Here is a 12,618-nt window from a genome sequence, read left to right on the forward strand (position 1 = left end):
GGCCTTCGGGCCGTTTTTTTTGCACCAGCTAGATGTGAACACCTTTGTGGCGAGGGGATTCATCCCCTCACCACAAAGGATGGAGATGCCTCTTTTAATCCCTTTCAGCACACAATTTCACGGTGATAAAAAATAATTCGAAACTCGCTGTAACACTTCCCCTCCTCCCCTCTCTAGTTCAGCAGACCGGCGCTGAAGCCGGTTCATTTCCCAAGAAGAACTGGAGAACCATCATGTCCGCTACCACCCGTACCCTGTCCGCCTCCGCCCTGGTCCTGGCCCTCGGTTCCGCGCTGAGCATCGCTGCCGTATCGACCGTCCATGCCGCTGACGACAACATGGAAAAATGCTTTGGCGTGGCCATGAAAGGGCAAAACAACTGCGCCGCCGGTGCCGGCACCACCTGCGCCGGTACCGCCAAGATGGACTATCAGGGCAACGCCTGGAAACTCGTCCCGAAAGGCACTTGCGTGACCACCATGAGCAAGACCTCGCCCACCGGTTTCGGTCAGCTCGAAGCGTTCAAAGCCAAGTCCTGATCCACCGTCTGCCTGAGTGTCGATCATGACAACGTCCTACGAACCTGCTTTCCCCGGCACTCAGGCAGCCAGCGTCGAGCTCCCGCCCCGTGCCGGGCTGGGGCTCAAGACCGGGCACTTCGAGCAAGTGCTCGGCTCAAGACCGGACATCGGTTTCTTTGAAGTCCACGCCGAAAACTACATGGTGGACGGTGGTCCGTTCCACCATTTCCTGGGATTGATCCGCGAGCAGTATCCGCTGTCGCTGCACGGCGTCGGCCTGTCCATCGGTACCGAGGGCAAGCTGGATGCGACACACCTGCTGCGCCTCGCCGAACTGATCGAACGCTATCAGCCCCAAGCCTTTTCCGAACACCTGGCCTGGTCGAGCCATGGCCCGGTGTTCCTCAACGACCTGCTGCCCCTGGCTTACGACGCGCCGACGCTGGACCGCGTCTGCGCCCATATCGGACAAGTGCAGGACACCCTCAAACGCCCGATGCTGCTGGAAAACCCCGCCACCTACCTGGCGTTCCAGCGCTCGACCCTCGACGAAGCGGACTTCATCAGCGAAGTCATTCGCCGTACGGGCTGCGGCCTGCTGCTGGACGTCAACAATCTCTACGTTTCCTGCATCAATCATCAACGCGATCCACTGGCCTATCTCGATGCCCTGCCGCTGCAGGCGGTAGGCGAGATTCATCTGGCCGGGTTTGCCGAAGATTCCGATAGCCTGGGCGACCGTTTACTGATCGACGATCATGGCGCCCCCATCGACCTGGCAGTCTGGGCGCTGTACCGCCAGGCACTGGAACGCGTCGGTCCGGTGGCCACCCTGATCGAGCGTGACAACCAGGTACCGGCTTTCAATGTCCTGCTGGCCGAAGCCCATCAGGCCGACGCCCTGTTGCTGTCCGCAGGGAGGTCGACATGAGCAGCCAAGCCGCGTTCACCGCTGCCCTGCTCGACATCCGGCAGCCGTGTCCGGAAGGTTTGTGTAGCGCCAACGGTGCGGATCCGGCGAGCCGTTTCGCCGTGTATCGCAACAACGTCCAGGGTTCACTGATCAATGCATTGGCGGACGCCTACCCGGTGGTCCGTCAGTTGGTCGGCGATGAATTCTTTCGCGCCATGGCGGCTATTCATGTGCAGACCTCAGCGCCCCACAGCCCGTTGATGAGTGGCTATGGCGCGGATCTGGCCGACTTTATCGAAGGCTTCGAACCGGCGTCTTCCCTGCCATACCTGGCGGATGTCGCCCGGTTGGAAAGGTTGCGCACCGTCGCCTATCACGCCGCTGACGCACACCCTCTGGGCCATGAACAGATCGCCGCCGCACTCGCCGATCCACAATCCTTGGACGGACTGTGCATAACCCTTCATCCGTCCACGCACCTGCTCGATTCAGCGTTCGCGGTCGTCGCGATCTGGGCGGCCCATCAGACGAACGTGACGCTCGCCGAAATCGATCCGAACCTGGGGCAATGCGCATTGGTCCTGCGCAACGGCCTCGAGGTTGAAGTGTTTGCCCTCGACCGTGGTGCCTTCACGTTTATCCGCAACGTGCACAACGGCCAGCCGCTCGGGCAGGCGCTGGCCTGTGCACCCACATTCGACATTGCACAAACCCTGGCACTGCTGATCAGTCACGGCGCCATTACCCGCCTGCATCACGACAAGGTATTGCCATGAACAGCCCCGTCACTCGCGCCATTACCCTGCTGGAAAAAATCCCCCACAGCCTGATCGCGTTCATTGCGCGGTTTTCCATCGCGGCGGTGTTCTGGAAATCCGGGCAGACCAAGGTCGAGGGCCTGGCCATCGACCTGATCGATGGCACCTTCCAGATCGGATGGCCGCACCTGGCCGACTCAACCATCCCGTTATTCAAGAGCGAGTACGCCATCCCGCTGCTGTCACCGGAAATCGCCGCGCACCTCGCCGCGTTCGCCGAGCATTTCTTTCCGGTCCTGATCCTGCTGGGTTTCGCCACGCGGTTTTCGGCACTGGCGCTGCTGGGCATGACCCTGACCATTCAACTGTTCGTCTATCCCGATGCCTACCCGACCCACGGCACCTGGGCGGCGGTATTGCTTTACCTGATGGCCCGCGGCCCCGGCGTGTTGTCCATCGACCACCGGATTGCCGTATGGGAGCGAGCCCGCTCGCGATAGCAATGTCAGCTTTACACAATGGTTGACTGACCCACCGCTATCGCGAGCAGGCTCGCTCCCACAAGGGTTTGTGTAATGCCTCGCTATTGCTGGAGTCGGTCAAGCGCCTCACCACTGCGCTTGAACCAGGCAATCAGATAATCGGCGAGCACCTGGGTGCGCTTGGGCAAGCCGCCCTGATAGGGATGCACCAGGTACATCGGCATACGACGGGTCTGAAAATCCCGTAGGAGCCAGCACAAGCGCCCATCGGCCAATTCTTCATTCAACAGGTAGGACGGTAGCCGGGCGATTCCGGCACCCGCCAAGGCGGCTTTTTTCAGCAAGCTGTAGTGATTGCTGGCGAACGGACCCGAGACCCGGACCCGCAACAGCTCGTGTTGCTGGTGGTACAGCCACTCTTCCCGACCACTGTAGTGGCTGTTGAGCAGACAGCGATGTTCAGCCAAAGCCTGGGGCGTTTGTGGTTCGCCATATTGATCGAGATAGGCCGGACTGGCGCAGGTCATCTCGTGCCACGCCAACAACGGTCGGGCGACCAGTCGCTCATCGATGGCGGCGTCGGAGCGGATCGCCAGGTCGAAACCGTCCCGGGTCAGGTCGCGATAACCATTGCTGAGTTCCAGTTCGATCTGCACGTTGGGGTACGTGCGGGCGAACTCCAGCAGCAGTCCCTCGAAGAAGGTTTCGCCCAACGACACCGGCACCGTCATACGCACCGGCCCGGAAATATCGTCTTTCAATCGGGCCAGGGCCTGACGCGCCCTTTCCACCTGAACCAACAGCGCTTGGGCCTGGGGCAACAAGGCCGCCCCGGCCGCGGTAAGGCTCAGGCGCCGTGTGGTGCGCTGCAGCAACACCACCGAGAAACGGCTTTCCAGCAGGCTGATGCGCTTGGACAACTGGCCCTTGCTGCACCCCAATTGCTGGGCCGCCAGGGTAAAACTGCCGGCCTCGATCAACACGGCGAACGCCGCCAGGTCATCCATCTCGCTCACTGGATTGTTTCCAATAGAAAACCAAAGGTTGCCTATTAGCACGCTTATCAGCGAAAAAAACCACTCTAAACTGCAATCTCGTTCAACCCACTGAGGAACAGCCCATGAAAATCCTGTTGATCGGCGCCAATGGCACCATCGGTTCAGCCATCGCCAACGAACTGGCGCCGCGCCACGAAATCATTCGAATCGGCCGCAACAGCGGTGAACTGCACGTCGACATCAGCGACAGCGCCTCGATCCGTGCCATGTTCGAAAAAACCGGGCGCTTCGATGCGCTGATCTGTGCCGCCGGCAGCGTCACCTTCGCACCGCTGGGCGAGATGACCGAAGAAAGTTTCGCCCTCGGCTTGAAGGACAAGCTGATGGGCCAGGTCAACCTGCTGCTGATCGGTCGGGAATTCGCCAACGACGGCGCCTCCTTCACCTTCACCACCGGTGTACTGAGCCACGACCCGATCAAGAGCGGTGCTTCGGCGGCACTGGTCAACGGTGCCCTGGACAGCTTCGTGCGGGCGGCGGCCATTGAGTTGCCACGGGGCCTGCGAGTCAACTCGGTGAGCCCGAACGTGCTGCTGGAGTCCATGGACAAATACGCCCCTTACTTCCGCGGCTACAAACCGGTACCGGCCGCCGATGTGGCACTGGCCTACGCAAAGAGTGTCGAAGGCCTACAAACCGGCCAGACCTTTCACGTAGGTTGAATAGCACTTTGCCTACGCTCCCGCTTGTGATGCGGGAGCAGTCTGAGTAACGTGACGGCACCTGTCTGGAGACCCGATGATGCGTGCCGCCCGTTCCCTGTTGTGTGTTGCCCTCCTTCCCCTGTTCGCCGGCTGCCAACTGCTCGACGCTCCGCGCGAGAGCGCGTCCCACGCCGGCCAGACACGCATGCAAGGCGAACTCACGGCGGCCGACGGCAAGCTGGTGTTCCAGCCGTGCCAGGAACAACGCCGCTACATCGTCAACGACAGCGGCGGCACCAGCGTGCTGCAACAAGCTGCCGCCCTGGCCGATGAACGCGGCAAGCTGTTCGCCGACGTGCGCGGCCATATCGCCTCCAGCGCCGCGGCGGGGGCCGACAGCCAATTGAACCTGGAGCAGTTGTATCGCCTGGAACGCTCGGGTACGGCCTGCGACGATGTCGACTTCAAGCGGCTGGTCCTGCACGCCACCGGCCACGGTCCGGAGTGGAGCCTCAAGGCCAGCGGCAAAGGCCTCGTGCTCGAACGTGACGGCCAGCCAGCGCTGGCGGTGCCTTACGTTGAAGAGCAACTGGGGGACGGCCGTTTCGACCTGAGTACCGAAGCGAATGGCCAGAAAGTCGAACTGTGGGTCGCGCCGCAGCGTTGCGTCGACAGCACCAGCGGCAGTGTCCAGCACATGAGTGCCGAGTTGCGGGTCAATGGCGTGGTGCAACGTGGCTGTGCCTACTTTGGCGGGGCGCGTAACGACTGATTCACCGTGACAAGGGATTGCAGCATATAATCGCCGGTTTGAAGAACGCCCTGGCGCAGTTGTGCGCCCCGCGAACCGGATCCCGTCATGTTACGAATCACCGAACTCAAGCTGCCGATCGACCATCCCGAAGAAGACCTGCGCGCTGCCATCCTGCAGCGCCTGGGCATCGCCAGCGATGAGCTGCTCGACTTCACCTTGTTCAAGCGCAGCTACGACGCGCGGAAAAAGTCTTCCGAACTGTGCTTCATCTACACCCTCGACCTGACGGTACGCGATGAAGCCGGCCTGCTGCGCAAGTTCGCCGACGACCGTAACGTCAACGAAGCGCCGGATGTCAGCTACAAGATGGTCGGCCAGGCACCGGCAGACCTGGGCGAGCGGCCGATCGTGGTCGGTTTCGGCCCGTGCGGCATCTTTGCCGCCCTGCTGTTGGCGCAGATGGGCTTCAAGCCGATCATCCTCGAACGCGGCCCGGAAGTGCGCCAGCGCACCAAGGACACCTGGGGCCTGTGGCGCAAGAGTGTGCTCAACCCCGAATCCAACGTGCAATTCGGCGAAGGCGGCGCGGGCACGTTTTCCGATGGCAAGCTCTACAGCCAGATCAAGGATCCGAAGTTCCTCGGTCGCAAGGTGCTGCACGAGTTCGTCAAGGCCGGGGCGCCGGAAGAAATCCTCTATGTCAGCAAGCCGCACATCGGGACGTTCCGCCTGACGGGCGTGGTGGAAACCATGCGCGAGCAGATTCGCGCCCTCGGCGGTGAAGTACGCTTCCAGCAGCGGGTCACCGACGTATTGATCGAGGACGGCCAGTTGGTCGGTGTCGAACTGGCCAGCGGTGAACGCATTCATTCCAGGCACGTGATCCTGGCTCTGGGCCACAGCGCCCGGGACACCTTCCGCATGCTCCACAGCCGTGGCGTGTACATGGAGGCGAAGCCGTTCTCGGTGGGTTTCCGTATCGAACACCCGCAATCGCTGATCGACAGCGCACGCCTGGGCAAATATGCCGGCCACCCGAAACTCGGTGCCGCCGACTACAAACTGGTGCACCACGCCAAGAACGGCCGTTCGGTGTACAGCTTCTGCATGTGCCCGGGCGGCACCGTGGTGGCAGCGACGTCCGAGCCGAACCGCGTCGTGACCAACGGCATGAGCCAGTATTCGCGTAACGAACGCAACGCCAACTCCGGCATCGTCGTAGGCATCACTCCGGAAGTCGATTATCCGGGCGGCCCATTGGCCGGGATCGAGCTGCAGGAACGCCTGGAATCCCACGCTTTCGTGCTCGGCGGCAGCAACTACGAAGCCCCGGCCCAACTGGTCGGGGATTTCATCGCCGGCAAACCGTCCACGGCACTGGGCAGCGTCGAGCCGTCCTATAAGCCAGGGGTTTCGCTGGGTGACCTGGCCCTGGCCCTGCCGGACTTCGCCATCGAAGCCATCCGCGAAGCCCTGCCGGCCTTCGAGAAACAGATTCGCGGCTACTCCCTGCGCGACGCCGTGTTGACCGGGATCGAAACCCGCACCTCATCGCCGCTGCGCATCACCCGCAACGAATCGCTGCAGAGCCTGAACGTGAAAGGCCTGTTTCCGGCAGGTGAAGGCGCCGGTTACGCGGGCGGGATTCTGTCGGCGGGCGTGGACGGGATCCGCATTGCCGAAGCGGTGGCGCGGGATATCCTCGGCCTGGAGGCCTGACAACACCGTCTCTGTGGGAGCAAGGCTCTGTGGGAGCAAGGCTCTGTGGGAGCAAGGCTCTGTGGGAGCAAGGCTCTGTGGGAGCAAGGCTCTGTGGGAGCAAGGCTTGCCCGCGACAATATCGCTTCGGTAGCAAGATATACCGAGGTGTATGCATCGCGGGCAAGCCTTGCTCCCACAGGGCTCGCTCCCACAGGAATTTTCAGTGTCTGGAAGGTTTCAGATATTGGCCCGCAGCACCGTCTCCGGCAACGCCTCACCGCGCTCCGCGCTCGCCGCCACGGCCTCCATCAACCCGTCCAACTCATACCCCTGGGCCTTGAGCCACGCCGGGTCGTAATACGTCGTGGCGTAACGCTCGCCGCCGTCGCACAGGATCGCCACGATCGACCCTGACTCGCCGGCCTCCACCATCCGCTTCGCCGCGATCAGCGCACCGATCAGGTTGGTGCCGCTGGACCCACCAACCCGCCGTCCCAATCGCTGTGCCAGGTAATGCATGGCCGCCAGCGACAAGGCGTCCGGCACCTTGACCATCGCATCAATGACTTTTGGCAGGAACGACGCCTCGACCCGTGGCCGGCCGATTCCTTCGATCCGCGAGCCGCACTCCAGGCGCAGGCTGGCATCGCCGCTGCGGTAATAGTCGAAAAATACCGAACGCTCGGCGTCGGCGCACAGTACGCGGGTACAGTGCTGCCGATAGCGTACATAGCGACCCAGGGTAGCGGTGGTTCCCCCGGTCCCCGGGCTGGAAATCAGCCAGCTCGGCTCCGGGTGCTGCTCGAAACGCATCTGCTGGAAGATCGACTCGGCAATGTTGTTATTGGCCCGCCAGTCCGTGGCGCGCTCGGCGTAGGTGAACTGGTCGATGAAGTGCCCGTCATGCTCACGGGCAAGCCGCTCGGACTCGGCGTAGATCTGCGTAGGATCGTCCACCAGATGGCTCTGGCCACCATAGAAAGCGATCTGTGCGATTTTTTCCCGGGAAGTCGTTGCCGGCATGACCGCAATGAACGGCAGGCCCAGCAACCTGGCGAAATAGGCTTCGGAAATGGCCGTCGAGCCACTGGAAGCCTCGATCACCGGGGCGCCGGGCTTGAGCCAGCCATTACACAGCGCATAGAGAAACAGCGAACGAGCCAGCCGATGCTTGAGACTGCCGGTGGGATGGCTGGATTCATCCTTGAAGTACAACTCGATGCTCGGAAAACCCGGCAGCGGCAGCGGTATCAGATGCGTATCGGCACTGCGCTGGAAATCAGCCTCAATGATGCGAATCGCTTCGCGTGCCCACTGACGGTGGTCGTTCATGTGTGTTCTCGCAGGAATAGGTTCGACGCGGGGAAAGCCTGGCGCTCAGGACTGGATATGGGAAAAACCAGTCACAAGCTTAGGAAAAAACCGACATCACGCACAGGTACAGCTAAGGTCCAATATGCCCCGTAACTGCCCGATCGACGCGCCGGCCTTGTAACGACATATAACAAAAAAGAATATAACTTTTGTTTTAACAACTAACAGTACGGGTTAGGGTGTAGCCACTTTTGATTGACCCATGGAGAGCGATCGTGCCTCTACGTAATTCCCTGACACGTTTTTTCCAGCTGGAGGCTGCCAGTGGCCTGCTGTTGATTGCCGCTGCGGTGCTGGCCCTGATCATCAACAATTCGCCCCTTTCCTGGTTGTACGGCGGCCTGCTGGATACCCCCGTGGCGGTCCAGGTCGGCGCGTTGAAAATCGCCAAGCCGCTGCTGTTGTGGATCAACGATGGCCTGATGGCGATGTTCTTCCTGCTCATCGGCCTGGAAGTCAAACGTGAAGTGCTCGACGGACAATTGTCGAAGCCTTCGCAGATCGTCCTGCCCGGGGCTGCGGCGATTGGCGGCATGGTGGTACCCGCGCTGATCTACTGGTATCTCAACCGTGACAATCCGGCGGCCCTTTCGGGCTGGGCCATCCCCACGGCCACCGACATCGCCTTCGCCCTCGGGGTGCTGGCCTTGCTGGGCAAACGGGTGCCGGTTTCACTCAAGCTGTTCCTGATGACCCTGGCGATCATCGACGACCTGGGCGCCATTATCATCATCGCCATTTTCTACTCCGGCGCCCTGTCGACCTTGTCATTGATGCTGGCGGCCGGATGCATCGCCGTACTGGTGGCGATGAACCGGATGGGCGTGGTCAGGCTAGGCCCTTACATGATCGTCGGCCTGATTCTCTGGGTCTGCGTGCTCAAGAGTGGGGTTCATGCCACCCTGGCCGGGGTCACGTTGGCGTTTTGCATTCCGTTGCGCACGAAAAACGCCGAAACCTCGCCGCTGTTGACCCTGGAGCATGCCCTGCATCCATGGGTGGCCTACGGCATCCTGCCGCTGTTCGCCTTCGCCAATGCCGGCCTGTCCCTGAGCGGTGTCACTGTCGAGAGCTTTACCCACCACGTGCCGATGGGCATCGCGGTCGGCCTGTTGCTGGGCAAGACCGTCGGCGTGTTCGGCCTGACCTGGCTGGCCGTGAAAATCGGCATCGCCAACCTACCCAGCGGCGCCAATTGGGGTCAGATACTGGGGGTGGCGATCCTGTGCGGGATCGGTTTCACCATGAGCCTGTTTGTCGGCTCCCTGGCCTTCGAGCCCGGTGTCAGTGAGTACGCCGGCATGGACCGGATGGGCATTCTCACGGGATCGATCCTCGCGGCACTGCTAGGCTACGCAGTGGCAGCGGCGGCCAGTCGCAAGCCTTCCGCACTGTCCTCCTGATACGCCCGCGCAAGAAGGGATCGCTGTATAGCGATCCCTTCTTCTTGAAGCAAACGCTACCCCCTGTGGGAGCGAGCCTGCTCGCGATAGCGTCGGCACATCCAGCATTTATTCAAATTGTCCCACCGCTATCGCGAGCAGGCTCGCTCCCACAGGGGAACTCGCACGCTCAAAAAAAACGGCGCTTCTCCCAATGGAAGAAGCGCCGTTTTCTTGAGCAAACATCAAAACCAGAGAAATGCTTACCCAATCCAGCTTAGTGCGATACGCGACTCGTCCCGCCCACAGTGGAAATTCGAACCCGCTCACCCACGCGGAATACTTCGTTTTCCTGAACCTGTTGCACGTAGGCGCGCATGCTGCCGTCGTCTTCGCGAACAGTGATTTCCACACCCTGGGTGCGGGTCAGGCCTTCTTCGGTGGCGGAACCGATCAGTCCACCCGCCACGGCACCGATCACGGCGGCGACGATACTGCCACGACCACCACCCACGGCGCTGCCGCCTACACCACCCACCACCGCACCGGCGGCACCGCCGATCGGGGTCTTGGTGCCTTCGATCTTGACCGGACGCAGGGATTCGATGGTCCCCATGCGAATGGTCTGCACGCGACGCGCTTCGTCACGGGAGTAAGAGTCACCGGTCAGGCTCGACTGACAGCCAGTGAGCAACATCGCCATCGTGGAAAAAGAAGCAACCAGCAAAACAGACTTACGCATAGCATCAACTCCAAAAGACAGGGAACTATTAAACTCCGCAGCTTGACGCCTGTCACGGCCCGGCCGGGATAAAATTGTTTTCATTCAGGTGGGATACAGACGCACCCGAAAAATTCATCCAACAGTAGCGCCAATTTCCAAAACCTGCGTCATCGGCTCAAGGATTTTGCATGGATTATTTCATCATCGTCGCGACCACCGTCGCCGGCCTGTACTTTCACGGGTGGTTGTACATGCGGATCAAACGCTGGATGGACCGCGATCTGGCACTGTCGTTGGCGGGGCAGGACGAGCAGAAGAAAACCTACATGCTGCAACAACTGGCCCGCTCCCGAGAACAAGGGATCAAGCGCCGGGACCTGCCGCATTGGCTTCAAGCCGCTGCGACAGGCTATGCCGATGCTAAGGCGCCAGACGTTCGCGAGTCCAGTCCGCCCCTTGCAGACGGTAATTGAGGCGATCATGAAGACGACTCGGGCGACCTTGCCAGAACTCGATGCGCTCGGGCAGTAAGCGATAACCACCCCAATGCTCCGGACAGTGGGGCTGGCTATCACTGAAGCGTTGTTCGGTGGCCTTGAGCAAGTCTTCCAGCTCACCACGACCGGCAATCACCCGGCTCTGGGGCGAGGCCCAGGCGCCGAGACGACTGCCCAGGGGACGAACCTGGTAATAGGCGTCGGACTCTTGCGCCGTGACCTTTACCACCTTGCCCTCGATGCGCACCTGACGCTCCAGGGTCGGCCAGAAAAAAGTCATGGCCGCGAACGGATTCGCGGCCAGTTGCTGGCCCTTGGCGCTGTCGTAGTTGGTGAAGAACGTAAAGCCCTGGGCATCCAACCCCTTGAGCAACAGGATCCGGCAGTGAGGGCGGCCATCGGCGTCCACCGTGGCCAGGGTCATGGCGTTTGCCTCCACCGGGGCCTGCTCGGTTTTCACCGCTTCGGCGAACCATTGGTGGAACAGCGCAAATGGCTCGGCCGGGGCTTGCGCCTCGGTCAGGCCATCGCGGGTGTAGTCGCGGCGCATATCAGCCAGCGTTTGGGTCATGGCGCACTCCTTGTGGCTCGCCTGTCACTGCTTGGGGGTATCGGCCGCCGCGACTTTCTTGGCATCGGTGGCGGCCTTGGCCGGTTCAGGTTTCTTCGCCGGGGTGGCCTTCTTGGCCGGGGCTTTCTTCGCTGGAGCCTTGGTGGCGGCTTTCTTGGCCGGCGCCTTTTTAGTGGCAGTGGCTGCAGGCTTCTGGGTCGCAGGCGCCGGGACAGCTGGCTTCACGTCCTGGGCGGCCACCAGCGTGACCGGTGCCGGGGCTGGCATGTTGTATTTGCCGAGCAGCGCGACCAGGGTGTTTTGCGGTGTCACCAGCAATTCCACGCGACGGTTCAAGGCGCGACCTTCAACGCTGTCGTTGGCCGCACGCGGCTCTACAGAGCCCATGCCTCGCATCATCAGGCGGTCACGTTGCAGGCCGCTGAGACGAAAAATCGCCGCCACGGACTGGGCACGTTCCTGGCTGAGCTTCAGGTTCGCCGGCGCAGCGCCCGAGGTGTCGCCGTGACCAAGAATCAGCACGGCGGATTTCGGATCGGCTTCCAGGACCTTCGCCACGCGAGTGAACGGGCCAAGGGTCACCGGCAGCAGCATGGCCGGGCGATCCGGGTTGAAGGAACTGTCCACGGGCGCCGTGACCACCAGGACGTTGTCGCGACGCTCCAGCTGGAGTTTGCTGCCCTCGATGGCGGTGCGCAGCTTTGGTTCGTAGTCGTCGAGCCAGGCCTGGGTGATTTTCGGATCGGGCAACGGTGCCGCCTTGGCGGCTTCCTGTTCCTTGCCGCCAAATGGCCACCACCATTTTCCACCACTTTCCGTTTCAGCCTTGGCCACCGGTGTCGGAGCCTTCACCGCAGGCTTGGCTTCAGCCTTGACCTGATCTTTTGCTGCAACATCGCTGGCGGCATCATCGGAAGAGAACGGCCACCACCAGTGGCTGGCGCTCTCGGCCTTGGCCTGTGGCGCGACGGCCGCCGGTTTCAGGGGAGCCGATGGCGCCACCTCCTCTTTGGCCGCGGCCTGCTCGGAAGAGCCGAATGGCCACCAGCCACTACCACCCTTGGCATCATTTTGTGGGGTTTGCGCGCAACCGGTCATAGCGAAGCACAGCGCCAGGGCAAGGGATTTATTCGATAACATTGGATATCCACAAAATGATGTAAATGAAAAATACAGGACCCTGTCCGGGACACATAAACAGACGCTTTGAAACCAAAAAGGACACCAGGTTCCGGTGCG

The 12,618-nt window shown here is 61.5% G+C and carries 14 protein-coding genes; 9 read left to right on the plus strand and 5 right to left on the minus strand.

The features are described from left to right. Positions 1-233: 233 nt before the first annotated feature. From CGA22_RS08110 to CGA22_RS08125, 4 genes are read left to right on the plus strand one after another with little or no spacing between them, the layout of a single operon-like run. Positions 234-539, plus strand: a complete 306-nt coding sequence (locus tag CGA22_RS08110) for a DUF2282 domain-containing protein (RefSeq protein ID WP_041023137.1) — start codon at positions 234-236, stop codon at positions 537-539. A 25-nt stretch (positions 540-564) separates the two neighbouring features. Continuing rightward, positions 565-1,452, plus strand: coding sequence for a DUF692 domain-containing protein (locus tag CGA22_RS08115; protein WP_041023138.1), 888 nt, complete (start codon positions 565-567; stop codon positions 1,450-1,452). After that, positions 1,449-2,210, plus strand: a complete 762-nt coding sequence (locus CGA22_RS08120; protein WP_041023139.1) for a DUF2063 domain-containing protein — start codon at positions 1,449-1,451, stop codon at positions 2,208-2,210. The genes CGA22_RS08115 and CGA22_RS08120 overlap by 4 nt, the downstream gene beginning before the upstream one ends. Next, positions 2,207-2,692: a DoxX family protein gene (locus CGA22_RS08125; protein ID WP_041023140.1), complete on the plus strand. Its 486-nt coding sequence runs from the start codon at positions 2,207-2,209 to the stop codon at positions 2,690-2,692. The genes CGA22_RS08120 and CGA22_RS08125 overlap by 4 nt, the downstream gene beginning before the upstream one ends. A gap of 83 nt (positions 2,693-2,775) precedes the next feature. On the opposite strand, the gene CGA22_RS08130 is transcribed toward CGA22_RS08125, so the two are convergent. After that, on the minus strand, positions 2,776-3,690 hold the full coding sequence (locus CGA22_RS08130) for a LysR family transcriptional regulator (protein WP_041023141.1): 915 nt from the start codon (positions 3,688-3,690) through the stop codon (positions 2,776-2,778). 104 nt (positions 3,691-3,794) lie between these two features. Between CGA22_RS08130 and CGA22_RS08135 the strand changes: the two genes are divergently transcribed. The 3 genes from CGA22_RS08135 (at position 3,795) to CGA22_RS08145 (ending at position 6,849) form a co-directional block, all read left to right on the plus strand. Continuing rightward, positions 3,795-4,394: a short chain dehydrogenase gene (locus tag CGA22_RS08135; RefSeq protein WP_041023142.1), complete on the plus strand. Its 600-nt coding sequence runs from the start codon at positions 3,795-3,797 to the stop codon at positions 4,392-4,394. A gap of 79 nt (positions 4,395-4,473) precedes the next feature. Continuing rightward, positions 4,474-5,148, plus strand: a complete 675-nt coding sequence (locus tag CGA22_RS08140; protein WP_041023146.1) for a COG3650 family protein — start codon at positions 4,474-4,476, stop codon at positions 5,146-5,148. A gap of 87 nt (positions 5,149-5,235) precedes the next feature. After that, positions 5,236-6,849 (plus strand): NAD(P)/FAD-dependent oxidoreductase, encoded by a 1,614-nt coding sequence (locus CGA22_RS08145; protein ID WP_041023143.1) that lies wholly within the window; start codon positions 5,236-5,238, stop codon positions 6,847-6,849. A 219-nt stretch (positions 6,850-7,068) separates the two neighbouring features. On the opposite strand, the gene CGA22_RS08150 is transcribed toward CGA22_RS08145, so the two are convergent. Beyond that, positions 7,069-8,163, minus strand: a complete 1,095-nt coding sequence (locus CGA22_RS08150; RefSeq protein WP_041023144.1) for a PLP-dependent cysteine synthase family protein — start codon at positions 8,161-8,163, stop codon at positions 7,069-7,071. 257 nt (positions 8,164-8,420) lie between these two features. Here CGA22_RS08150 and nhaA point away from each other — a divergent pair, with 257 nt between their 5' ends. After that, the gene (gene nhaA / locus CGA22_RS08155) at positions 8,421-9,608 is read left to right on the plus strand and encodes a Na+/H+ antiporter NhaA (RefSeq protein WP_041023145.1); all 1,188 of its coding nucleotides are present in this window, start codon (positions 8,421-8,423) and stop codon (positions 9,606-9,608) included. A 256-nt stretch (positions 9,609-9,864) separates the two neighbouring features. On the opposite strand, the gene CGA22_RS08160 is transcribed toward nhaA, so the two are convergent. Then, complete coding sequence (locus CGA22_RS08160; protein ID WP_041021792.1) at positions 9,865-10,329, minus strand: glycine zipper 2TM domain-containing protein; 465 nt, start codon at positions 10,327-10,329, stop codon at positions 9,865-9,867. A gap of 170 nt (positions 10,330-10,499) precedes the next feature. Between CGA22_RS08160 and CGA22_RS08165 the strand changes: the two genes are divergently transcribed. After that, positions 10,500-10,784, plus strand: a complete 285-nt coding sequence (locus CGA22_RS08165; RefSeq protein ID WP_052435101.1) for a hypothetical protein — start codon at positions 10,500-10,502, stop codon at positions 10,782-10,784. Here the strand turns inward: CGA22_RS08165 and pdxH are convergent. Next, the gene (gene pdxH, locus CGA22_RS08170; RefSeq protein WP_041021793.1) at positions 10,732-11,379 is read right to left on the minus strand and encodes a pyridoxamine 5'-phosphate oxidase; all 648 of its coding nucleotides are present in this window, start codon (positions 11,377-11,379) and stop codon (positions 10,732-10,734) included. The two genes, CGA22_RS08165 and pdxH, sit on opposite strands and share 53 nt — an antisense overlap. 24 nt (positions 11,380-11,403) lie before the next feature. After that, positions 11,404-12,519, minus strand: a complete 1,116-nt coding sequence (locus tag CGA22_RS08175) for an OmpA family protein (RefSeq protein ID WP_188258540.1) — start codon at positions 12,517-12,519, stop codon at positions 11,404-11,406. Between the last annotated feature and the right edge of the window lie 99 nt (positions 12,520-12,618).

It is taken from the genome of Pseudomonas sp. PSB18 (assembly GCF_014596565.1).
Taxonomy (GTDB): Bacteria; Pseudomonadota; Gammaproteobacteria; order Pseudomonadales; family Pseudomonadaceae; genus Aquipseudomonas.

Excerpts from the sequence above, each read along its gene's own strand:
- CGA22_RS08110 (WP_041023137.1), top strand. The coding sequence starts at position 234 with ATGTCCGCTACCACCCGTACCCTGTCCGCCTCCGCCCTGGTCCTGGCC.
- CGA22_RS08135 (WP_041023142.1), top strand. The coding sequence starts at position 3,795 with ATGAAAATCCTGTTGATCGGCGCCAATGGCACCATCGGTTCAGCCATC.
- CGA22_RS08115 (WP_041023138.1), top strand. The coding sequence starts at position 565 with ATGACAACGTCCTACGAACCTGCTTTCCCCGGCACTCAGGCAGCCAGC.
- CGA22_RS08145 (WP_041023143.1), top strand. The coding sequence starts at position 5,236 with ATGTTACGAATCACCGAACTCAAGCTGCCGATCGACCATCCCGAAGAA.
- pdxH (WP_041021793.1), bottom strand. The coding sequence starts at position 11,379 with ATGACCCAAACGCTGGCTGATATGCGCCGCGACTACACCCGCGATGGC.
- CGA22_RS08150 (WP_041023144.1), bottom strand. The coding sequence starts at position 8,163 with ATGAACGACCACCGTCAGTGGGCACGCGAAGCGATTCGCATCATTGAG.
- CGA22_RS08175 (WP_188258540.1), bottom strand. The coding sequence starts at position 12,519 with ATGTTATCGAATAAATCCCTTGCCCTGGCGCTGTGCTTCGCTATGACC.
- CGA22_RS08120 (WP_041023139.1), top strand. The coding sequence starts at position 1,449 with ATGAGCAGCCAAGCCGCGTTCACCGCTGCCCTGCTCGACATCCGGCAG.
- CGA22_RS08140 (WP_041023146.1), top strand. The coding sequence starts at position 4,474 with ATGCGTGCCGCCCGTTCCCTGTTGTGTGTTGCCCTCCTTCCCCTGTTC.
- CGA22_RS08160 (WP_041021792.1), bottom strand. The coding sequence starts at position 10,329 with ATGCGTAAGTCTGTTTTGCTGGTTGCTTCTTTTTCCACGATGGCGATG.
- CGA22_RS08165 (WP_052435101.1), top strand. The coding sequence starts at position 10,500 with ATGGATTATTTCATCATCGTCGCGACCACCGTCGCCGGCCTGTACTTT.
- CGA22_RS08125 (WP_041023140.1), top strand. The coding sequence starts at position 2,207 with ATGAACAGCCCCGTCACTCGCGCCATTACCCTGCTGGAAAAAATCCCC.